This is a genomic window from Okibacterium endophyticum (assembly GCF_054780075.1).
Genome location: NZ_BAAGXA010000008.1, coordinates 154,708 through 174,462, shown reverse-complemented (window position 1 = coordinate 174,462; position 19,755 = coordinate 154,708). Strand labels below are relative to the sequence as shown.

Below are 19,755 nucleotides of genomic sequence, written 5' to 3'. Positions count from 1 at the left end.
CGGTGACCTTTCCGGGCCTATGTGGTCGGCACAACGCGCACATAGGCCCGGAAAGGTCACCTGGACCACGAGTTCGTGCACGCAGAAAGGGCGCCTCCGAAGAGACGCCCTTTGCGGGAAGCAGAACGACTATGCAGCCGCGTCGGTCTTCGGAGCCGATGTGTCGGCGGGCAGGGCCTTCTTCGCGCTCTCGACGAGAGCAGCGAAGGTCGCGGGTTCGTTCACCGCGAGTTCGGCCAGGATGCGACGGTCGACCTCGATGCCGGCGAGACCCAGACCCTGGATGAGCCGGTTATAGGTGAGGCCGTTCGCGCGCGATGCCGCGTTGATCCTCTGGATCCAGAGACGACGGAAGTCGCCCTTCTTCTGGCGGCGGTCACGGTACGCGTAGACGAAGGAGTGGGTGACCTGCTCCTTGGCCTTGCGGTAGAGGCGCGACCGCTGGCCGCGGTAGCCCTCTGCGCGCTCGAGAATGACCCGACGCTTCTTGTGGGCGTTGACAGCCCTCTTTACTCTTGCCATGTCCTTGTATTCCTATCGGGTTGCGGTCTAGCGACCGAGAAGCTTCTTGACAGCCTTGGTGTCAGCCGGTGCGAGCAGCTGGTCCTGGTTCAGGCGGCGCTTGCGGTGAGATGACTTGACCTCAAGGTTGTGGCGCATGCCGGACTGCTGCTTCTTGATCTTGCCGCTGCCGGTGACCTTGAATCGCTTCTTGGCTCCGGAGTGCGTCTTCTGCTTAGGCATTCTTTTCCTCCTGCTTCGCTGCCTTGGTGGCGGCACGTTGTGCGTTGGCCTCTGCCTTGGCCTCTGACTTGTTCTTCAGCGGGCCGATGACCATAACCATGTTCCGGCCGTCAATGGTCGGAGTGGACTCGATGGTTCCGAATTCTGCGACATCTTCGGCAAATTTCTGAAGCAAGCGCACGCCCTGGTCCGGACGGGACTGCTCACGACCGCGGAACAGGATCATTGCCTTGACCTTGTCGCCGGCCTTGAGAAAGCCCTCAGCACGTTTGCGCTTGGTCTCGTAGTCGTGTTGATCGATCTTGAGACGGAAACGAACCTCTTTGAGGATCGTGTTCGCCTGGTTGCGCCTGGCTTCTTTCGCCTTCTGCGCAGCCTCGTACTTGAACTTGCCGTAATCCATGATCTTCGCGACAGGCGGCTTCGAGTTCGGGGCGACCTCGACCAGGTCGAGCTCTGCCTCTTGCGCGAGCCGAAGTGCGACCTCGATCTTGACGACGCCGACCTGCTCACCGCCTGGTCCGACGAGGCGAACCTCGGGGACACGAATACGGTCGTTTGTACGGGGATCGCTGATGCGTGACTCCTCTGATTTGAATCGATGCGGCCTGTGATCGGCGACGCCATCACACAGCGAAAGAGGAGAAAACCACACCACGGCTGCACACAGATCCTGTGCCGCAGCGGCACCACACCCTGACTACCTCGACCCAGCTGGTGAGTCTCGGCGGAGTGCAACTACCCGGTAACCTAGTGAAGCGGTCAAGCGCGGGTGGGAGATTATCCACTTTCGTTCCGAGAGGTTATCCCGGAGCCCGCAGTAGTCTAGCAGAGGATTGCAGTGAACAATAGCGACCACCCATTTGACGACGACCGCGCGGCCCGGCAGGCAGAGGATGCGACGCGCGACATCGCCGACGTCGCAGCTGTCGAGGTGATCACCACGACATCCGTTCACCTGATGAGCGCGGCCGCGGTCAAATGCGGGCTCGCCGACGATCCGGCGACCCAGACCGACCTCGACGAGGCGCGCAAGCTCATCAACGCCCTCGCCGGGTTGATCACGGCCGGAGCGCCGGAGATCAGCGATATGCACGCGAGGAGCCTGCGCGACGGTCTCCGATCTCTGCAGCTCGCCTTCCGCGAAGCGTCGACGATCCCCGATCCGATCGGCAAAGGCCCCGGCGAGAAGTGGACGGGGCCCGTCACCTAGCAGTGTGTGGTCAGGCGCGTTGTCGGTGCTCAGCCGCCGGCCGCCTCGCCCCTCGGCTGTCCGCTCGACAGGCCGGAGTGCCGGATCGGAGAGGTCTCGCTCATCCGGCCGGGGTGACGGCTTCCGCGAGGGCGTCGACGTAGCTGTCGAGCCCCCAGGTGAGCGACAACGCTGTCGGCGGCGAGACCGACGAGAGAAGCTGTGCACCCGTCATCGTCGCGGTCGCTCCCGCGGCCACCGCGGGAATCGACTGGGCATACGGCTGGGAATAGAACGTCTCGGCCTCGTCCTCGGTGTTGGCGAACACCAGGATGACGTCGCTCTGGAGCTTGTCGAGCTCTTCGTAGCTCAGGGTGTAGTAGAAGGTGGAGTCGCCGTTCGCCAGATCGTCCACGGCTGGAGCGTTCTCGAACCCGAGGTCGAAGAGGAACTGCACGCGCGGGTCAGCGGGCCGGTAGACGTTGAAGGTGCCCGCGGTGTCCCACACGGCCGTGATCGTCTTGCCCGCGAACTCCGGGTGCTCCTCAGCCTTCTCGGCGACGGCGGCGTCGAGGTCCGCGACGAGGTCGTCGGCCTCATCGGTCCGTCCCAGAACCTCACCGACGGTGGTGATGACGTCTCGCCACGGCGTCGCCCACGCCTCGCCGGGGTAGACGACGGTGGGCGCGATGTCGCTGAGCAGCTCGTACTGCTCCTCGGTGACACCGGAGTAGACGGCGAGGATGACGTCCGGATCTGCTTCGATGATGTCTTCGTAAGCGAAGCCGTCGCTCTGCTCGGGGATCATCGTGGGCGTCTCGGCGCCCATCTCGTCGAGCTTCTCGCCGATCCAGGGAAGCAGGCCGTTCTCGTCGCCGGCGTAGGCGTTCGCCTCCATCGCGACGGGAACGACGCCGAGTGCGACCGCGGCGTCACCGCTTCCCCAGCCGAGCGTCACCACACGCTCCGGGTCCTCGGGGACGGTCGTCTCTCCGAAGGTGTGCTCGAGCACCACTCCAGAGTCCGCAGGCGGGTCATCCTCCGCAGCGGGCGAGGAGCACGCTCCGAGGGTGAGGGCTGCGACGGCCGCAACGGCGAGCGCGAATCGAGAATGTGAGCGCACAGATACTCCCAGCTAGAAATGTAGGTTTGGCTTACCTAATAAGTGTAGCCCGAAGTCCTCGTCCGGAGAATCCGGGCGATGGAATCGCCCGATCGGCACGACCATGGGCGAACCGCAGACGGGATCGGCGACAACGCGCGACTCGAGCCCGAAGGCCTCTCGCACCGTCTCGGCAGACACAACCTCCTCGGGGGTGCCGTCGGCGAACACCGCGCCCGATCGCAGAACGACGAGCCTGTCCGCGTACCGCGCCGCCAGATTCAGATCGTGGAGCACCATCACGATGGTCGTCCCCCTCGACCGATTCAGGTCGGCCAGGAGGTCGAGCAACTCGATCTGATGCGTCACGTCGAGGAAGGTCGTCGGCTCGTCGAGAAGGAGGACGTCCGGGTCCTGCGCCAGGGCCATCGCGATCCAGACCCGCTGACGCTGCCCGCCCGACAGCTCGTCGACCGAACGTCCGGCGAGCTCGAGCGTGCCCGTCTCGCCCAGTGCCTCGTCCACCGCTTCGTCGTCCTCGGCCGTCCACCGCCGGAACACCGATTGGTGCGGATGCCTGCCCCGTCCGACGAGGTCGGCGACCGTGATCCCCTCCGGCGCGACGGGCTGTTGCGGCAGGATGCCCACAACGCGCGCGAACTGCTTCGACGGCAGTTCGCGGATGTCTCTGCCGTCGAGCGACACGACGCCGGCTCGCGGCCGCAGCAGACGTGCGATCCCACGAAGCAGCGTCGACTTTCCACAGGCGTTCGCCCCGACGATGACCGTGATCTCTCCGGCAGGGATCTCGAGGTCGAGTCCGCCGATCACCTCGTGTCCGTCATAGGCGAGGTGCAGAGACTCGGCCCGCAGGTCGTGCGGATGCTTGTGTTCGTTCCGAGGGTTCACGTGGTTCGCCTTCCGGATGAGGTGACAAGGAGCCAGACGAGATAGGGTGCGCCGATGATCCCCGTCACGATGCCCGCAGGAACCTGAGTCGCGGCTGAGAGCAGATTCTGCGCTGTCAGGTCGGCGAACAGGACGATCAGGATGCCGACCAGCGCGCTCTGTGGAAGGGCGAGCGACCCGTCGCGGAGCATCCGTCGCGCAATCGGCGCCGAGACGAAGGCGACGAACGCGATAGGCCCGGCGAAAGCGGTTGCGACCGCCGCGAGGGCCACGGCGACGACGAGCAGCAGGAGCCGCGACCGCTCGACAGGAACACCGAGTCCCGCCGCAGACTCGTCGCCCAGCTGGAGCATCCGCAGTCTCTGCGCAAGTATCGCGACGAGGGGCAGCAGGACGACGAGCGCGACAGCCACCACGGAGATGCCCTGCCATTCGGCTCCGCCGAGCCCGCCCACCGTCCAGGCGAGTGCTGCGGACACCTCGCGCTCGTCTCCGCGGCTGATGAGATAGCCGACCACCGCCTGCGCGACGAAGGCGAAGCCCACGCCGATCAGGACGAAGCGGAACCCGCTCACTCCCCCGCGCCAGGCGAGGAGGTAGATGGCGAGCGCGACGAGCATCGCCCCGCCGAACGCGATAGCCGAGACGACCGGGCCGCTGACCCCGAGCACGAGGATGCCGAACGCGGCGGCCGCGCTCGCACCCCCCGAGATGCCGATGATGTCCGGGCTGGCGAGCGGGTTGCGGAGAAGGGTCTGAAAGATCGCGCCAGACACGCCGAAGGCGACGCCCACCAGCGCGCCGAGCAGGATCCGGGGCATCCGCAGCCTCCAGACGACGAGCGCGTCTGCCGGTGAGCCGTGACCGAAGAGGGTCGCGACGAGATCGGCGGGAGCGAGCGCATACGATCCCAGTGTCAGGCTGGCCACCACCAGCGCGGCCACGATCACACCGAGTGAGATCGTCACGATCGCCCGCCGGCCGGATGCCAGACGGATGCCGCTCGTCTTCTCGCCCGCCTCGTGCCGGATGCCGCTCTCGTGCGACGCGGCCGGAGCGGTCCGGGCGGTCTCATCGGTGTCGCTGTTCATCACAGGCCTCCCGTCTTGACCCGGCGCACAAGGGCGATCATCGCCGGTGCTCCGAGCAGGGCGACGACGATCCCGGCCTCGAGCTCGCCCGGAGGGACGATAAGCCGGCCCACGACATCCGCCGAGAGCAGCAGGATCGGGCCGACCACCGCCGACCAGGCCAGGATCCAGCGATGGTCAGGGCCCGTGAAGGCACGGCACAGGTGCGGCACAACGAGACCGACGAAGACCATCGGCCCGGCGAGAGCGGTCGCCGCACCGCAGAGCAGCACAACGGCGAGTCCCGAGACGATGCGTGAGATGACGATGCTCTGACCGAGGCCCCGCGCCAGGTCGTCTCCGAGCGAGAGCAGGTTGAGCATCCGGCCCGAGAACGCGGCGAGCACGGCGCCGATCAGCAGGAAGGGCAGCAGCGCGGTCAGTGTGCCGAGGTCGCGCGAGGCGAGCGAGCCCACCGCCCAGAAACGGTACGTGGTCAGGGTGCCCGATCCGCTCAACAGAACGAGAGTGATGACCGAGGTGAGACCCGCTGTGACCGCCGTGCCGGCGAGGGCGAGGGTCACCGGGCTCGACCCCTCCCGGCTCAGCGTGCCGATCGCATAGACGAGCGCGGCCGCGAGCGCCGCTCCGCCGAGCGCGAACCAGATGTAGCCGGCGGGGCTGGTGATTCCCAGAAGCGTGATCGCGAGCACAACCGACAACGAGGCGCCCGCGTTGACGCCGAGCAGTCCCGGGTCCGCGAGCGGGTTCCGGGTGATACCCTGCATCACCGTGCCGGCCAGGCCGAGTGCGCAGCCGACCGCGAGGCCGACCAGGGTGCGCGGAACCCTGAGCTCACGGATGACCAGGTGATCGTTGTTCCCCAGCTGCGGATCGGCGAGGGCTTGGATGACCGCGCCGATGCCGACATCCCTCGTGCCGAGCGCGAGGCTGGCCCACACGACGACGGCGAGCACCACGAGGGCGACGACGATACCGAGCAGCCTGACCCGGCCCCCATGTGACCTTTCCGGACGGCGGGGCCCGTTGCGCCGGGCACCCCCGTCCGGAAAGGTCACATGGGGCCTGCGAGAGGGCTCACCGGGTCGAGCTGCGCTCGGGGTTGTGCCGTTCACTCCTGTGCTTCGACCTGGCCCGTGCCGGCGCGCAACGGGTTGCGGCGGCCGGCCTGCAATCGGTGCCGCACGATCGCCGCCGCAGACACTCGATACGGCCCGCATCCCGGGCACATGTCGTTCATCGGATGAGAGGTAAGCATCACCTAAGTATGGCATCCCCCGGCTACTCGGACACCGCTGCTGTCAACAACGAGCGGGATCCACCTCACCACGACGGGAGCGGGCCCTCGTCGTCCGAGGCCACGAGGTTCACCTTCAGGGAATCCACTCGTGTGGCGATGATCTCGTCCACCGCCCATCGCTGCGCGAGCCGCCGCATGATCGCGTCGAGCTCGTCGCGGCTGAGGCCATGCACCAGCTCGAGCTGCACAACGAGCTCCGGTCCGTGCAATCTGGCCCCGGGGTCACCTGGGGCCAGACGAACCCCGATCACACCGAGCTCAGAGCCGATCGACCGCACGAACGCCTCTGTCACAAGCGGGTCGGCGAAGCTCGGCGTCCACGGTGCCGACTGGGCGACAGCCCACACCGCCGGCCGTCGGAGGGCGAACTCGGTCTCGCTCGTCGGATCGATCACAACCAGGTCGGTCTTCTCACTCGCAGCCGCCAATGCCACACGGATGCCGTCTGCCGGCACAGGGCGCGCCGCGCGATTCCACCTCTGCATGGCGTCGACGGACGAGAACACGGGAAGAACACGGCGACCGTCAGGCCCCTCCACGGTCACTATGGAGAGTTCCTGCGTCTTGTCGACTTTCACACCGTCTTCGGTGTGGCCGATGTCTCCGGCCTGCGCGATCAACGGAATCAGAAAGCGCGAATCGCGCACCGCGTCGACGACCTCGACGTCACTCCCCTGACCGGAATGGAACCGGGAGATGGCGGTCATCAGGTGTTCGGGAGCGGATCCGTCATCGGCAGCGTGTGCGTTCTGTTCGAAGCTCCGTCCCGCCCAGGGCCGGCCGGCGGAGTCAGACGGATCAGTCCGATGCAACATCCAGCGCCTCCGCGAGCGTGAACGCCCCCGCGTACAGTGCCTTGCCGACGATGGTGCCCTCGAGACCGAGTGGAACAAGCTGCCGAAGGGCGGCGATGTCATCGAGGCTGGACACTCCGCCCGACGCGATCACAGGACGATCGGTGCGGTCGAGGATCTGCCGGAGCAGGTCGATGTTCGGGCCCTGCAGAGTGCCGTCTTTCGTGACATCCGTCACAACGTAGCGCGCGCATCCAGCTTCTTCGAGCCGATCGAGGACGTGCCAGAGATCACCGCCGTCGCGCGTCCAGCCGCGAGCGGCAAGGGTTGTGCCACGCACGTCGAGGCCGACGGCTATGGACTCGCCGTACTGGCCGATCACGTTGGCCGCCCACTCGGGGTTCTCAAGCGCGGCGGTGCCGAGATTGATCCGCTTGACGCCGAGCTCAAGTGCCGCTTCGAGACTGGCGTCGTCGCGGATGCCGCCAGACAGCTCGACGTTGACCCCGCGCACCTGCCTCACGACTTTGCGGATGACGCCGCGGTTCTCACCGCGACCGAACGCCGCATCGAGGTCGACGAGGTGAATCCACTCGGCACCCTGGGCAGCCCAGTCGGCAGCGGCATCGATCGGGCTGCCGTAGCTGGTCTCGGTGCCCGCCTCACCCTGGGTCAGCCGCACGGCCTTCCCGTCTGCAACGTCGACGGCCGGGAGCAGCACAAGCTTCGGTGTGGTGCTGAAATCATTCATGTCTCATCCTGGTTTCTCTCTCGCCACCGCCGCTGCGCATGACGGTCCGGTCCCTGACCGTTGTTCTCTTCGCTGCCGTTCACACCGGCCGATCTCAATGCCGCCGATATCAGAACCAGGTGCGATCTTAGCCCGGATCCAGCGATGATTCCGCGGCCAAGGAATCGGACCATGACGTTCCTGTCACCGATCCGCCCGCGGATGCCGGAGCATCCGCGGGCGGATCGGCGTCAGACTGAACTTAACCGCAGGTGGAGCGGTAAACCGCATCCGCACCTTCACTATCGATGTTGTCGGCCGTGAGAACGGTGAACCCGGTCTGGATCTTCTCCTCCGTTTCTTCACCGTCGAGGGCCGCGATCGCCTGGCCAACACCGTCGGAACCGATGGTCGCCGGCTGCTGGGCGACGAGCGCGTGAACAATCCCGCTGCGCAGCGCCTCAACCTGTGCCGGGCCCGCATCGAATCCCACGATCGTGACGTCATCCGCCTTGCCTGCCTGTTGGATGCCGGTGGCGGACCCCTCCGCGGCGAAGAGGTTCGCGGCGAAGATGCCGACAATGCCGGGGTCCTTCTGCAGTGCGGCCGTAACGATACGCGCCGCCTCGGCCGGGTCATTGTGGCTGTACTGCACCCCGAGCGACTCGAATGTCGAGTCGTCGGCCACGGCACCCTCGAAGCCTTCGGCCCGAGCATCCGTCGTCGAGATGCCGGGCTCATTCGAGACGACGAGCACCTTGCCGCCCTCGGGATGGGCATCCTGGATCGCCTGGAACGCGGCCTCTCCGCCGCCGAGGTTGTCGCTCGCGATCTGGGACACCGCCATCGACGGGTCATCCAGTGTGGTGTCGACAAGGACGACCTTGATCCCGGCATCCGCCGCCGCCTGGATCGGCGCCTGCATCGCCGCGACGTCTGTCGGCGCGATGAGCAGGGCGTCTGGCTTCGAGCCGACGACCGCGTCGACCACCGGTTTCTGCAGCGTCGGGTCGAACTCTGCGGGGCCCTGCGTCGTCACCTTCGCTCCAGCGGCCTTGGCCGCCTCTTCCACACCGCACTGCATGGAGATGTAGAACTCATCGCCGGCAACGCCCTGAACGAACGCGATGGTGTATCCGTCATCGCCGCCGTCGCCTCCGCCTGCAGACTGGGGCGAGGAGGAACATCCTGCGAGGACGAGCGTTGCCGCAGCACCGATGCTGAGAGCTGTCTTGCTCCACTTCATTGTGATCTACCGTTCTTGTCGTGATGGATGGATGGATGGGTGGGAGAGTAAAGCGTGGGGTCTAACCGGAATTGCCGCGGCTGAGCAGTCTTCGCCAGAGACCTTGCGTGTTGCCCCGGAGTGCAGCGGAACGACGCAACTGGTCGACGTAGACCGCGATGATCAGCACCGCACCGACAGCGACCTGCTGCCAGAAGGGTTGAACGCCGTTGATGACGAAGCCGTTCTGCAGCACGGCGGGGATGAACAGACCGACGACAGTGCCCACGATCGTGCCGACGCCGCCGAACAGCGAGGTGCCGCCGATCACGACCGCAGCGATGACATTCAGGTTCGTCTGCGACTGCCCGGCGATCGCCGTGGTACTGAACTGCGACAGCGACAGAATGCCGGCGAGACCGGCGAGAGCACCCGACATGGCATAGATCTTGATGAGCTGCGCATCGACCTTCACACCGACGCGACGGGCGGCGACCTCGCTGGATCCGACCGCGAACGTATACAGACCGAACCGTGTGAAGGCGAGCACGATCGCACCGATCACCACCACGACGAGGGCGATCACCGAGATGGTCGGAATGGTGCCGAACACGTTCCCGTATCCAATGCTCTGCGTGAGGACGACCGGGACCTCACGGATGTCCACGCCTCCGGTGATGATCTGAGCGAGGCCGAGCGCCATGCCGAGCGAGCCGAGCGTGACGATCAGCGGGGGGATTTTCGCCTTCGCGATGAGGAACCCGTTGAGCAGCCCCCAGGCGAGACCGGAACCGACAGCGACCAGAACGCCGACCGCGGCCACCCCCCAGCCCTGGCCGCCCATTTCGCGCATGACGAGTGCCGAGATCACGCCCGAGAACACGAGCACCGATCCGATGGACAAGTCGATTCCAGCGGTAATGATGACGTAGGTCATGCCAACGCCGAGCACGGCGAGGATCGAAGCATTCTGGATGATGAGGCGGAAGTTCGACCATTGCGCGAAGGTGCCGGGAGCAAGGAGGCTGAACACGACGATGATGGCCAGCAGCACCAGCAAGATCTGCAACGCCTGCGTCCGCAGGGCTCGTCGAGCGAAGCCGACCTTCGGCTCAAGGGTGCCGATCGTCACCGTCTCGGTGGGTGGCTGCGTGATGCTCATGCGTTCTCTTCTTTCGTGACCGCACCGGTCATCAGGCCCACGAGTTCCTCCATGCTGGTCTCCTGTGTCGTGACATTCGCGACGCGCGTGCCGAGACGCAGCACCTGCACGCGGTCGGAGACCTCAATCACGTGCGGCATTGAGTGGCTGATGAACACGACGGCGATGCCCTTGTCGCGCACGCGCCGAATGGTGTCGAGCACGTTCTTCGTCTGGCGCACACCGAGCGCGGCCGTCGGCTCGTCGAGGAACACGACGCGGCTCGCCCAGTGCACGGCCCTGGCGATGGCGATCGCCTGGCGCTGCCCCCCGGACATGTCTCCAACGGGTGAAGACAGTGAGCGCACGGTTGCCCCGAGCTCATCGAACGCGGCGCGGGACTGCTCCCGCATCTCTTTCTTCTTCATGAGGCCGAGCCATCCGCCGATTCCGTCTGCGGCGAGCTCCCGGCCCAGATACATGTTCTGCACCGGGTCGAGGTGCGGCGCCAGAGCGAGGTCCTGATACACCGTCTCGATCCCGAGTGCGCTCACCGCCGACGGAGTGCTCATGTCGAGCTCCCTGCCGTCGAACTTGATCGTGCCGGAGTCGACCGCGAGGTTTCCGGAGAGCGCCTTCACGAGCGTGGACTTGCCCGCACCGTTGTCTCCGATCAGCGCGGTCACTTCACCCGGATAGACCTCGAAGTCGGTATTGCTCAGGGCACGAACGTGCCCGAACTGCCGGGATAGCCCCCTGGCTTCGAGGACAGGCGCAGCTGCGGTCGTCATCGCGCAACCCTTTCGTCTATAGTGGCGGACGCTGCCGGATTCGGCAGGACCGAGGTCTCTGTGTGACGTGGACGGTCAGGTCGGCTCTGTCACAGCAATGCTCCCCCGAGGCGAGTTGACGAGATCGACATCGCGCACGATCGACCCCGGAATGATGCGGTCGGATGCCGGGACGTAGATCGCACCATCGGTCTGCACGCGCAGTCTGAAGAGCAGGTGCGCGTACCCCTGCGCTGCAACGCTGTTTCCGGCGGGTGCCGTCAGTGACGGGGAGTGAATACTCATGACGCCGCGTTCCTTCCCGATGGCTTCATCGCTCGACAAGTGGGTGTTGAGCAACGTACGCCGTCCATGTCACCGGTGTCAAGCCTGTTTCGGGAAAACCGTGTCACCGGTGTCTTTCGCTCGTTCCCTGAGGGAGGACATGACGACGGCATCGCCCCGTTCCGATGGCGGCTACAGCAGCCACTGACGAGTTCTCCGGTCCCAGAGTCAGCTCTCGGACCGGAGAACCCCCAGCACGCGGTCGAGCTGTCGCTCGGTCGACAGGCGTGCGTCGACCCTGATGTTGTCCACAACGACGCACATGCGAGCATCATCCGGCCGATGGGCGTCTCTCACAGCCCCGCGCTGAGCGCGTCGAGCCGCGAACAATTCCGCATCGCCGTCGAGATGCACGACATGGACCGTGGCGGGCGCAAGCGCCTCGGTGAGCGCTGCCCATTCCGCGCCACCCTGCAGCTCGGCGGTGAACGGCGCAACCATCACGACGGAACCTGCGCTGCGCAGCACATCCGCCGCCGTGTCCCGCATCACCGCGTATCGACCTGCCCTGATCTGGGCCGCGTGGGCGCTTTCCAACCAGTGCCCTCCGAATGCTTCAGCGAGGTGGTCGAGCAGTGGATTCGTGAGTGAGTCCAGGTCCAGGAGCGGAGCACCCAGGGCGCCCGCGATGGCGCGCCCCAGCGTCGTCTTACCGCTGCCGGCAATCCCGGTCACGGCGACGGCGATCGGATGCGGCAGTTGACAGATCGTGGCCATACACTCACGATAGACCTATCGAGACACCGGTGTCATGGCTGATTTTCCGGCGTTATTCAGAATTCGACCTCGACGAAGGAACTGCCCGTGACCAATGACGTGAAGGCGCTGTTCGGCGTGCCATCGCTGCCCCCGAGTCCCGCGGGACCGAGCCGGCTGGTGGCGGGGATCGACCTCGGGAGCACGGGGTTGAAACTCCTGGTGCTCGATCGCGAAGGCGACGAGGTGCTCGTAGAGCAGCTGCCGACCCCCTGGCGCTCGGGCGCTGGCGGAACGGCCGAGCTGGATGCCCGGAACCTGCTGTCAGCTGTGGAGACCCTGCTGCAGCGCGTATCGGAGCGCCTTGCCGAGACCACCTCGCACCGCATCGACGCCATCGGCGTCTCTGGGATGGGTGAGACCGGAATGGTCATCGATGAACGCGGGAACGCGATCGCGCCCGCATTCGCCTGGTTCGATCCGCGAGGCGCCGAGCAGGTCGCGAGCTTCCCGGCATCCGTCCGCGATGCGTTCGCCGGCCGAACCGGCCTTCCACTCGGCGTTCAGGTCACGGCGACGAAGATCGCCTACCTCCGCGATGCAGGGGTTCCGCTCGCCGGCACGCGCTGGCTGAACCTTCCCGAGTTCCTCGCCGCCGCACTCGGGGGCGACATCGCCCTCGAGTACTCGCTCACCTCTCGCACCGGACTGCTCGACCAGGACCGCGGCGTCGCCTGGGCGGAGATGCTCAACGCCCTCGGCGTCGACGAGTCGTTCCTGCCGCCGCTACGCGATGCCGGGAAGCCTTGGGGCCGAGTCTCCGAATCGTACGGCCCGACGTTCGCCGGAGCCCGACTCACCGTGGCCGGCCACGACCACCTGGTCGCCGCCCAGGCCAGCGGGGCATTGGAATCCGGCAATCACCACGTCTCGCTCGGCACAGCCGAGGTACTGCTTCGCGTGATCGACGGTCCACTCGGTTTCGATGCACGGCAGCGCCTCGCCGAGCACCTCATCAACGAGGTCCGCCACGTCGTTCCAGGCAAGCAGGTGCTCGTGGCCGGCGTGAAGACGGGACTGCTGTTGCGGCGGGTGCTGCAGCTCGCCGGCATCAACGATCGGGCGGGGCGAGACGCGCTGGATGCCGCAGTGATGGCGCTTCCGTTCGAAGGCGACATCGCCGCCGGCGGGATCGAAGCCACGGGCGCCAGGAACGATGACGGCGTGCTCGGGCTGACGCTCCGGACCGACGGCATCAGCCCGGCCGAGGTCTTCAACGCCGTGCTCCGCCACAGCAATGACGAGATCCAGCTCCTGATCGACGCGATGGATCGAGAGGTCCCGCCCGCACACGCGACAACCCTCACCGGAGGGTGGGCCGGCATGGCATCCGTCCAGCGCGCCCGGTCCCGAGTCCTTCCGAACGTCACCGTCTCAACCCGCGATCAGGACACCGCATACGGCGCCGCGCTCACGGCATCCCGCCTGCTCGATCACGTGTCGAAACAGCACCCAGATCACCACAGAGGAGATAACAGAATGTCAACGCTCACCACACTCGAACGCCGGGCGATGCAGTCGATCTCGACGGCGGATGGCCACATGCTCATCGTCGCCGCCGACCAGCGCAACGGCATGAAGGCAGCCGTGAAGGATGCCCCGAGCGGCTCAGACGCCATCACCCGCGACGAGCTCGCCGAGATCAAGGCCGACCTCGTTCGCCACCTCGCCAACAACGCTCCGGCCGTTCTGCTGGACCCCGAGGTCGCACTCCCCGCAATCGTCGACGCAGGAGTGCTCGCGCGCAGCACCGCACTCGTCGTCGGCATGGATGCCTCGGGCTTCGATACGGTCGACGGCCTGAGGTACACGCGTTACGTGCCCGGTGTCAGCGCTCGCACCGTGCGCGATCTGGGTGGCAGCGTCGCCAAGATGCTCTTCTACACGCGTCCCGATCGGCAGGATGCCGACTCCCGCGTCGCGCAGGAGATCCGTGACCTCGTCACCGCGTGCGACGACGAGGGGCTGCTCCTCATCGTCGAGCTACTGACCTATCAGCTCGAGGACGAGAGCGACGACGAGTACACGGCGAAGTTCGCATCGCTGGTGATTGACGGCGCGAAGCTCGCCGTCGAGGCGGGGGCGAAGGTGCTCAAGCTGCAGTACCCCGGCTCTGCCGAGGCATCCGCTGCGGTGACGGCCGCTGCCGCCGGCGTCCCGTGGGCCGTCCTCTCGGCCGGTGTCGACCACGAGACGTTCGTCGTTCAGGTCGCGACGGCGATGGCCAACGGTGCCAGCGGAGCGATGGCCGGCCGCTCACTGTGGAAGGACAGCCTCTCATTCGACGAAGCTTCCCGTGAAGACCTTCTCGTCCACCGTGCGCTGCCGCGCCTCCACGAGCTGCGGGCCGCCGTCGACGGCTCAGCCGCCTGATTCGCCCGGGTCCGGCGCGGGGCCCGTTGGCCCAGACGGTAAAGTATCCCCTGGGTCCAGCCCGAATGACGAATCCAGAGGTGCACAGTGGCGACGATGCGCGAGGTCGCAGCGCGCGCGGGAGTGAGTGCGAAGACCGTGTCCCGTGTCTTCAACGACGATCCGCACGTGCTTCCAGAGACCAGAGCACTCGTCGAGCGCGTCATGCGCGAGCTCAACTACGTGCCCAATGTGCTGGCGACCACGTTCCGCTCCGGGCGGGCCTGGGTCATCGGCGTCGCTGTGCCCGATATCGTCGATCCGTTCTTCGCCGCGATCGCTCGCGCCGTGGAGAAGATCGCCAGGGAACAGGGGATGTCCACGATCGTCACCAGCGTCGGAGACGATCCGGACAATGAGCGGCCGGCTCTCGAGTCGCTGCTCAGCCGACAACTCTCGGGGCTCGTCGTCGCCCCCGTCGGCAGAGATCATTCGTGGCTGGAGCGCTGGCAGGAGCACACTCCCATCGTCTGCGTCGACCGTGCGCCGATCGGGCTGAGAGCTGACACGTTCACCGAAGACGATGCGACGGGTGGCTACCTGGCAACGCAACACCTGATCGAGCACGGACACCGCCGCATCGCCTACCTCGGCGACGCCATCCATCTGTCCACCGAGACCAAGCGACTCGGAGGCTGGCGACGCGCTCTCAGCGAGGCCGGCCTCTCGGATGATGACGACCTCGTCGCCGTGCACGCCTCGGATCTCACAACGACGAGGTTTGCTGTTGAGCGGTTTCGCTCGTTGGATGATCCGCCGACGGCTGTCTTCTCGGCGAACGCTCGCTGCACCATGGCACTCGTCCACGTGCTGCGCGACGATCCGCTCCCGCTCGTGAGCTTCGGCGACTTCCCGATGGCAGACGTCCTCACTCCATCGATTACGGTCATCGACCAGGACCCCACCCGCATCGGCACCCTGGCCGCCGAACGAGTCCTCGCGCGCCTCACAGAGCCGACCGCCGAACTCGAACGAGTGAACGTCATCGACGTCGCCCTGGTCGAGCGCGACTCCTGCCGTATCGGCTCTTAAGACCAGCGTCTAAGACCAGCGCTCGCGATAGCTGACCGGCGTCCGACCGCATTCGCGGGACAGAGCAGCGAAGAAACGAGGGACGCAGCTCTGCGCGCCCGACTCACGCTGCGGAATCGGTGGAACGAGGCTATCCGGTGCGAAGGCTGGCCAGCCAATTCGACAGCAGACGGATGCCCGCATCACCTGACTTCTCGGGATGGAACTGCGTTGCAGAGAGCGGTCCGTTCTCAACAGCGGCAAGAAAGCGACAGCCGTGCGTCGCCCAGGTGAGGTGAGGCTCGGGAAAGGGCCGGGTCACCTCGAGTGTCCAGTTCCTGGCAGCAAACGAGTGCACGAAGTAGAAGCGTTCGTTGTGAAGGCCGTTGAAGAGCACCGAGTCCTCGGGCGCCTCGACGGTGTTCCATCCCATGTGCGGGAGCACTGGAGAGTCGAGCTCGTCGACGACGCCAGGCCACTCGCCGAGGCCCTCGGTGTCGACACCACGTTCCACTCCTCGTTCGAACATGACCTGCATGCCGACACAGATGCCCAGGACGGGGCGACCTCCGGCGAGACGTTTGTCGATGAGGTCGTCGGATGCCGAATCCCTCAGCTGCGCCATCACGGCGCTGAATGCACCGACGCCGGGCACGACCAGCCCGTCGGCTTCGAGGGCGCGCCTGCGGTCGGCTGTGAGTTCGACGTCCGCGCCCGCACGCTCGAGTGCCTTCACGGCAGAGTGCACGTTTCCGCTGCCGTAATCGAGCACAACGACGTTCGAAGCGCCACCGCTCACAGCGCGCCCTTCGTCGACGGGATGCCGGAGACAAGAGGATCGTATGCCTTCGCCTGCCGGAATGCGCGCGCGAACGCTTTGAACTCCGCTTCGGCGATGTGGTGGGGATCACGGCCGGAGATCACGTTGACGTGAACGGTGAGTGCCGCGTTGAACGCGATCGCTTCGAAGACGTGCCTCACCATCGAGCCGGTGAAGTGGCCCCCGATGAGGTGGAACTCGAATCCGGCCGGTTCACCGTCGTGCACCAGAAAAGGCCTGCCCGAGATGTCGACGACCGCCTGCACGAGCGCTTCGTCGAGCGGCACGAGCGCGTCGCCGAAACGCGAGATTCCCGCCTTGGTGCCGAGGGCCTCCCTGATGGCCAGGCCGAGCGCGATTCCGATGTCTTCGACCGTGTGGTGCACATCGATCTCGATGTCGCCCGACGCCCGCACGGTGAGATCGGTGAGCGAGTGCTTCGCGAACGCCGTGAGCAGGTGGTCATAGAACGGAACCGTGGTCTCGATATCGCTCACCCCGGTGCCGTCCAGATCGAGCGTCAGGTCGATGCTCGACTCACTGGTTTCGCGCTGGATGCGCGCGACGCGCTGCGAAGGACTCATGGCGTCGAGTCTAATGCGGCGATCGCCTCGAGGAACGCTGTCGTCTCGGCTTCCGTGCCCGCCGAGACGCGCAGGTGGCCGCGTATTCCGACGTCTCGGATGAGGATGCCGCGCTCGAGAAGCGCCTCGAAGGTCTGCTGAGGATCGTCGACTCCGCCAAACAGCACGAAGTTGCTGTGCGTGCGGTGCGGGCTGTACCCCAAACCACGAAGCCCTGTCGAGATGCGATCGCGTTGCTGCGCGATGTCGTCGACCATGGCGAGCATCTCGTCGCTGTGCGCGAGCGCGGCGGTCGCCGCCGCCTGCGTGAGCGCCGAAAGGTGGTAGGGCAGCCGCACCAGGCGCAGCGCGTCTGTGACGGCGGGGTCCGCCGCCAGATAGCCGAGGCGGGCGCCGGCGAACGCGAACGCCTTGCTCATCGTGCGAGAGACGATGAGCCGTTCGCGCCCGTCGAGCAGCGTGAGTGCGCTTGGGGTGCCCACCGGGGCGAATTCGGCGTATGCCTCATCGACGACGACGATGCCGGGCGCCTGGTCGTAGACAGCGGCGATGGTCTCGATCGAGAGCGGAGTACCCGTTGGATTGTTCGGTGAGCAGAGGAACACCAGGTCGGGCTGCTCGCGCGCGACGGCGGCCGCGGCCGTCTGCGGCGACACCTCGAAGTCGTCGTCCCGGTCTGCGCCGATCCAGCGTGTTCCCGTGCCGGATGCGAGCAGCGGGTACATCGAGTAGGTCGGGCTGAACCCGAGCACGGAGCGACCCGGGCCCCCGAATGCCTGCAGAACCTGCTGGAGGACTTCGTTGGAGCCGTTCGCCGCCCATACGTTGTCTCGTGTGAGCCCGTGTCCGAGATAGGCGGCCAGGCTGTCGCGCAGGCCGGTGAACTCACGATCCGGGTACCTGTTCACCCCGATGACGGCCGCTGCGATGCGCGCCACGATGTCGTGGGCGACTGCTTCGGGAATGGTGTGTGTGTTCTCGTTCACGTTGAGCGCGACAGGCACGGCCTTCTGGGGAGCACCGTACGGGGACTTTCCGCGCAGATCGTCGCGGATAGGAAGGTCGCTGAGTGAGGTCACCCCGCAAGTTTAGCCAGCTAAATTGCCCAGGTTTCACTCGGCGTCTGACGTCACCCCGACGTTTAGTCGACTAAATCGCCCGGAGTTCACTCGGTGTCTGACGCCGAATAGCTCGCCGGGATCGCGATCTGCTGCCCGGGCACGACGTTCGATGAAGACAGACGGTTGAGATCGAGGATCTCGTTGATGACGTCTCTGGGGTCCGCCTGGGGGGCGATGCGAACCGCGACCTGCCACAGCGACTGTCCGGCCTCGATCGTGACGTATTCGAACGACGCGCTGCTCGCCGTCGACGTGGCGACCGCACCGTCGGCATTCAGTCCGAGATAGGCGGCGACGGCGATCACGGGCACGGCAGCGAGTGTCGTGAGCACGAGGCGACCACGACGCGTGATCCGCAGACGTCCCGATGCGCGAGGTGCGGATACGCGAGGTGCGGATACGCGAGGTGCGGATGCGCGAGGCACAGACGCTATGGGCACAGACGCTATGGGCACAGACGTTGTGGGCACAGACGTTGTGCGCTGTGCGCCGACGAGGCCGGCGTGCTCTGCGCCCGCCATATGGGTGACGTACGCGCGTGGTCGGTTCATCCGGTGTCCGCTCATTGTGTTCGTCCTTCCGCCTCTGCTCGTTGTCACGGGCTCTTCCTCCTACAGGCTGCTTCTGTTACGTCCTGCGGTCATCCACCGTCTTCGTATGACCGGCATCCGCAGAGGCCGGTTATAAGAAGATGTGTTCCGAATCTATCTTCGATTGTTCGAAGATGCAAGATGCTTTTCGAAAACCGATGAGAAGAGAGTCGCGACACACTCGAACAGATGTTTGCCTCGCGCCCTTTTCACCGATACAGTTCGTGTGATGGTTGACACTCAATCAGCAACCACCGACACGGGTATCAGCGGCGGCGCCGCGTGAGCGAAAGAAGCACAATGACGGTCAGCGGAACACCGGCAGGCAAGGGCACAACGCGGCGGCGCAAGACCCTGAGCGACAAGCAGCTGGCGATCCTCGAAGTCATCCAGCGATCCGTGAGTCAACGGGGCTATCCGCCGAGCATGCGCGAGATCGGCGACGCGGTCGGCCTTGCCTCGCTCTCGAGCGTGACCCACCAGCTGAACCAGTTGGAGCTCAGCGGATACCTTCGGCGGGATCCGAATCGTCCACGTGCCCTGGAGGTGCTCATCGAGCTGCCGTCGGTCGCGTCCGAGTCGCTCGACTACGAGAACACCACCCCGATCGGCGACGCCGCGATGGTACCCCTGGTCGGCAACATTGCCGCCGGGGTTCCGATCACTGCAGAGCAGCAGGTCGAAGAGGTCTTCCCTCTGCCGCGGCAGCTCGTCGGCAAGGGCGACCTCTTTATGCTGAAGGTCAAGGGCGAGTCGATGATCGACGCCGCCATCTGCGATGGCGACTGGGTGGTCGTACGACAGCAGAGCACCGCCGAGAACGGCGACATCGTTGCGGCCATGCTCGACGGTGAGGCGACAGTCAAGGTGTTCCGCAAGCGAGACGGCCACGTCTGGTTGCTGCCGCGGAACAGCAACTTCGAACCGATCGTCGGTGACCTCGCCGACGTGCTCGGCAAAGTGGTCGCCGTTCTTCGATCCGTCTGACGCGTCACAGTTCGCCCGGATGACGCCGCCGTCGCGGTCATAAGCCTGAGGGTCCGACAAGCAGCCGACGGCGGTCGTTGCCGCCGACGTGGCTGCTGGTGGACGCTCGGCCGCCCTCAGACGGGTGACGC

General features: G+C 65.9%; 23 protein-coding genes. 4 read left to right on the top strand and 19 right to left on the bottom strand.

Annotated features, from left to right (window positions below; all coding sequences use genetic code 11):
- Positions 1 to 129: 129 nt before the first annotated feature.
- The 3 genes from rplT to infC are packed head-to-tail and all read right to left on the bottom strand — an operon-like array spanning position 130 to position 1,321.
- Complete coding sequence (rplT, locus tag ACYVF5_RS12785) at positions 130 to 522, bottom strand: 50S ribosomal protein L20 (protein ID WP_460946974.1); 393 nt, start codon at positions 520 to 522, stop codon at positions 130 to 132.
- A 27-nt stretch (positions 523 to 549) separates the two neighbouring features.
- Positions 550 to 744 (bottom strand): 50S ribosomal protein L35, encoded by a 195-nt coding sequence (gene rpmI, locus ACYVF5_RS12780; protein ID WP_460946972.1) that lies wholly within the window; start codon positions 742 to 744, stop codon positions 550 to 552.
- The gene (gene infC / locus ACYVF5_RS12775) at positions 737 to 1,321 is read right to left on the bottom strand and encodes a translation initiation factor IF-3 (RefSeq protein ID WP_460947029.1); all 585 of its coding nucleotides are present in this window, start codon (positions 1,319 to 1,321) and stop codon (positions 737 to 739) included. The genes rpmI and infC overlap by 8 nt, the downstream gene beginning before the upstream one ends.
- 264 nt (positions 1,322 to 1,585) lie before the next feature.
- Between infC and ACYVF5_RS12770 the strand changes: the two genes are divergently transcribed.
- Positions 1,586 to 1,957, top strand: a complete 372-nt coding sequence (locus ACYVF5_RS12770; RefSeq protein WP_460946970.1) for a DUF1844 domain-containing protein — start codon at positions 1,586 to 1,588, stop codon at positions 1,955 to 1,957.
- Positions 1,958 to 2,057: 100 nt separating this feature from the next.
- Here ACYVF5_RS12770 and ACYVF5_RS12765 read toward each other — a convergent pair whose 3' ends face one another.
- The 12 genes from ACYVF5_RS12765 to ACYVF5_RS12710 form a co-directional block, all read right to left on the bottom strand.
- The gene (locus ACYVF5_RS12765; RefSeq protein ID WP_460946969.1) at positions 2,058 to 3,059 is read right to left on the bottom strand and encodes an iron-siderophore ABC transporter substrate-binding protein; all 1,002 of its coding nucleotides are present in this window, start codon (positions 3,057 to 3,059) and stop codon (positions 2,058 to 2,060) included.
- 12 nt (positions 3,060 to 3,071) lie between these two features.
- Positions 3,072 to 3,947 carry an ABC transporter ATP-binding protein gene (locus ACYVF5_RS12760; protein WP_460946967.1) on the bottom strand — a complete coding sequence of 292 codons (876 nt, stop codon included), beginning with the start codon at positions 3,945 to 3,947 and terminating at the stop codon, positions 3,072 to 3,074.
- The gene (locus tag ACYVF5_RS12755; RefSeq protein ID WP_460946965.1) at positions 3,944 to 5,038 is read right to left on the bottom strand and encodes a FecCD family ABC transporter permease; all 1,095 of its coding nucleotides are present in this window, start codon (positions 5,036 to 5,038) and stop codon (positions 3,944 to 3,946) included. Before ACYVF5_RS12755 ends, ACYVF5_RS12760 begins: the two co-directional genes overlap by 4 nt.
- A complete protein-coding gene (locus ACYVF5_RS12750; protein WP_460946963.1) occupies positions 5,038 to 6,096 on the bottom strand; it encodes a FecCD family ABC transporter permease in 1,059 nt (352 codons plus the stop codon). Before ACYVF5_RS12750 ends, ACYVF5_RS12755 begins: the two co-directional genes overlap by 1 nt.
- Positions 6,097 to 6,149: 53 nt before the next feature.
- The gene (locus tag ACYVF5_RS12745) at positions 6,150 to 6,296 is read right to left on the bottom strand and encodes a hypothetical protein (RefSeq protein ID WP_460946961.1); all 147 of its coding nucleotides are present in this window, start codon (positions 6,294 to 6,296) and stop codon (positions 6,150 to 6,152) included.
- A gap of 65 nt (positions 6,297 to 6,361) precedes the next feature.
- Positions 6,362 to 7,153: an SseB family protein gene (locus tag ACYVF5_RS12740; protein ID WP_460946959.1), complete on the bottom strand. Its 792-nt coding sequence runs from the start codon at positions 7,151 to 7,153 to the stop codon at positions 6,362 to 6,364.
- The gene (priA, locus tag ACYVF5_RS12735; RefSeq protein ID WP_460946957.1) at positions 7,137 to 7,883 is read right to left on the bottom strand and encodes a bifunctional 1-(5-phosphoribosyl)-5-((5-phosphoribosylamino)methylideneamino)imidazole-4-carboxamide isomerase/phosphoribosylanthranilate isomerase PriA; all 747 of its coding nucleotides are present in this window, start codon (positions 7,881 to 7,883) and stop codon (positions 7,137 to 7,139) included. The genes ACYVF5_RS12740 and priA overlap by 17 nt, the downstream gene beginning before the upstream one ends.
- A 241-nt stretch (positions 7,884 to 8,124) precedes the next feature.
- A complete protein-coding gene (locus ACYVF5_RS12730) occupies positions 8,125 to 9,108 on the bottom strand; it encodes an ABC transporter substrate-binding protein (protein ID WP_460946955.1) in 984 nt (327 codons plus the stop codon).
- A 61-nt stretch (positions 9,109 to 9,169) separates the two neighbouring features.
- Positions 9,170 to 10,249 carry an ABC transporter permease gene (locus ACYVF5_RS12725; protein ID WP_460946953.1) on the bottom strand — a complete coding sequence of 360 codons (1,080 nt, stop codon included), beginning with the start codon at positions 10,247 to 10,249 and terminating at the stop codon, positions 9,170 to 9,172.
- Positions 10,246 to 11,019 carry an ATP-binding cassette domain-containing protein gene (locus ACYVF5_RS12720; protein ID WP_460946951.1) on the bottom strand — a complete coding sequence of 258 codons (774 nt, stop codon included), beginning with the start codon at positions 11,017 to 11,019 and terminating at the stop codon, positions 10,246 to 10,248. Before ACYVF5_RS12720 ends, ACYVF5_RS12725 begins: the two co-directional genes overlap by 4 nt.
- 75 nt (positions 11,020 to 11,094) lie before the next feature.
- Complete coding sequence (locus tag ACYVF5_RS12715) at positions 11,095 to 11,304, bottom strand: hypothetical protein (RefSeq protein WP_460946949.1); 210 nt, start codon at positions 11,302 to 11,304, stop codon at positions 11,095 to 11,097.
- 207 nt (positions 11,305 to 11,511) lie between these two features.
- A complete protein-coding gene (locus tag ACYVF5_RS12710) occupies positions 11,512 to 12,060 on the bottom strand; it encodes an AAA family ATPase (RefSeq protein WP_460946947.1) in 549 nt (182 codons plus the stop codon).
- An 87-nt stretch (positions 12,061 to 12,147) separates the two neighbouring features.
- Between ACYVF5_RS12710 and ACYVF5_RS12705 the strand changes: the two genes are divergently transcribed.
- Both ACYVF5_RS12705 and ACYVF5_RS12700 read left to right on the top strand, forming a co-directional pair.
- Entirely contained in the window at positions 12,148 to 14,472 is a 2,325-nt protein-coding gene (locus ACYVF5_RS12705) for an FGGY family carbohydrate kinase (RefSeq protein WP_460946945.1), read from the top strand.
- Positions 14,473 to 14,568: 96 nt separating this feature from the next.
- On the top strand, positions 14,569 to 15,543 hold the full coding sequence (locus ACYVF5_RS12700) for a LacI family DNA-binding transcriptional regulator (RefSeq protein ID WP_460946943.1): 975 nt from the start codon (positions 14,569 to 14,571) through the stop codon (positions 15,541 to 15,543).
- A 130-nt stretch (positions 15,544 to 15,673) separates the two neighbouring features.
- Here the strand turns inward: ACYVF5_RS12700 and hisH are convergent, their stop codons facing one another.
- From hisH to ACYVF5_RS12680, 4 genes are all read right to left on the bottom strand, one after another.
- The gene (hisH, locus tag ACYVF5_RS12695) at positions 15,674 to 16,321 is read right to left on the bottom strand and encodes an imidazole glycerol phosphate synthase subunit HisH (RefSeq protein WP_460946941.1); all 648 of its coding nucleotides are present in this window, start codon (positions 16,319 to 16,321) and stop codon (positions 15,674 to 15,676) included.
- Positions 16,318 to 16,926 carry an imidazoleglycerol-phosphate dehydratase HisB gene (gene hisB / locus ACYVF5_RS12690; protein ID WP_460946939.1) on the bottom strand — a complete coding sequence of 203 codons (609 nt, stop codon included), beginning with the start codon at positions 16,924 to 16,926 and terminating at the stop codon, positions 16,318 to 16,320. The genes hisH and hisB overlap by 4 nt, the downstream gene beginning before the upstream one ends.
- A complete protein-coding gene (locus ACYVF5_RS12685; RefSeq protein WP_460946937.1) occupies positions 16,923 to 18,005 on the bottom strand; it encodes a histidinol-phosphate transaminase in 1,083 nt (360 codons plus the stop codon). Before ACYVF5_RS12685 ends, hisB begins: the two co-directional genes overlap by 4 nt.
- Before the next feature lie 86 nt (positions 18,006 to 18,091).
- Complete coding sequence (locus tag ACYVF5_RS12680) at positions 18,092 to 18,598, bottom strand: LysM peptidoglycan-binding domain-containing protein (protein ID WP_460946935.1); 507 nt, start codon at positions 18,596 to 18,598, stop codon at positions 18,092 to 18,094.
- A gap of 339 nt (positions 18,599 to 18,937) precedes the next feature.
- On the opposite strand from ACYVF5_RS12680, the gene lexA reads away from it, so the two are divergent.
- Positions 18,938 to 19,624, top strand: coding sequence for a transcriptional repressor LexA (gene lexA, locus ACYVF5_RS12675; RefSeq protein ID WP_460946933.1), 687 nt, complete (start codon positions 18,938 to 18,940; stop codon positions 19,622 to 19,624).
- Positions 19,625 to 19,755: the final 131 nt, after the last annotated feature.

Bases quoted from the DNA above. Each gene is read 5' to 3' on its own strand.
- ACYVF5_RS12740 (WP_460946959.1), bottom strand. From the start codon at position 7,153: ATGTTGCATCGGACTGATCCGTCTGACTCCGCCGGCCGGCCCTGGGCG.
- rplT (WP_460946974.1), bottom strand. From the start codon at position 522: ATGGCAAGAGTAAAGAGGGCTGTCAACGCCCACAAGAAGCGTCGGGTC.
- ACYVF5_RS12755 (WP_460946965.1), bottom strand. From the start codon at position 5,038: ATGAACAGCGACACCGATGAGACCGCCCGGACCGCTCCGGCCGCGTCG.
- lexA (WP_460946933.1), top strand. From the start codon at position 18,938: ATGACGGTCAGCGGAACACCGGCAGGCAAGGGCACAACGCGGCGGCGC.
- ACYVF5_RS12715 (WP_460946949.1), bottom strand. From the start codon at position 11,304: ATGAGTATTCACTCCCCGTCACTGACGGCACCCGCCGGAAACAGCGTT.
- rpmI (WP_460946972.1), bottom strand. From the start codon at position 744: ATGCCTAAGCAGAAGACGCACTCCGGAGCCAAGAAGCGATTCAAGGTC.
- ACYVF5_RS12680 (WP_460946935.1), bottom strand. From the start codon at position 18,598: ATGAACCGACCACGCGCGTACGTCACCCATATGGCGGGCGCAGAGCAC.
- ACYVF5_RS12745 (WP_460946961.1), bottom strand. From the start codon at position 6,296: ATGCTTACCTCTCATCCGATGAACGACATGTGCCCGGGATGCGGGCCG.
- priA (WP_460946957.1), bottom strand. From the start codon at position 7,883: ATGAATGATTTCAGCACCACACCGAAGCTTGTGCTGCTCCCGGCCGTC.
- ACYVF5_RS12725 (WP_460946953.1), bottom strand. From the start codon at position 10,249: ATGAGCATCACGCAGCCACCCACCGAGACGGTGACGATCGGCACCCTT.
- ACYVF5_RS12700 (WP_460946943.1), top strand. From the start codon at position 14,569: ATGCGCGAGGTCGCAGCGCGCGCGGGAGTGAGTGCGAAGACCGTGTCC.
- hisB (WP_460946939.1), bottom strand. From the start codon at position 16,926: ATGAGTCCTTCGCAGCGCGTCGCGCGCATCCAGCGCGAAACCAGTGAG.
- ACYVF5_RS12730 (WP_460946955.1), bottom strand. From the start codon at position 9,108: ATGAAGTGGAGCAAGACAGCTCTCAGCATCGGTGCTGCGGCAACGCTC.
- ACYVF5_RS12720 (WP_460946951.1), bottom strand. From the start codon at position 11,019: ATGACGACCGCAGCTGCGCCTGTCCTCGAAGCCAGGGGGCTATCCCGG.
- ACYVF5_RS12710 (WP_460946947.1), bottom strand. From the start codon at position 12,060: ATGGCCACGATCTGTCAACTGCCGCATCCGATCGCCGTCGCCGTGACC.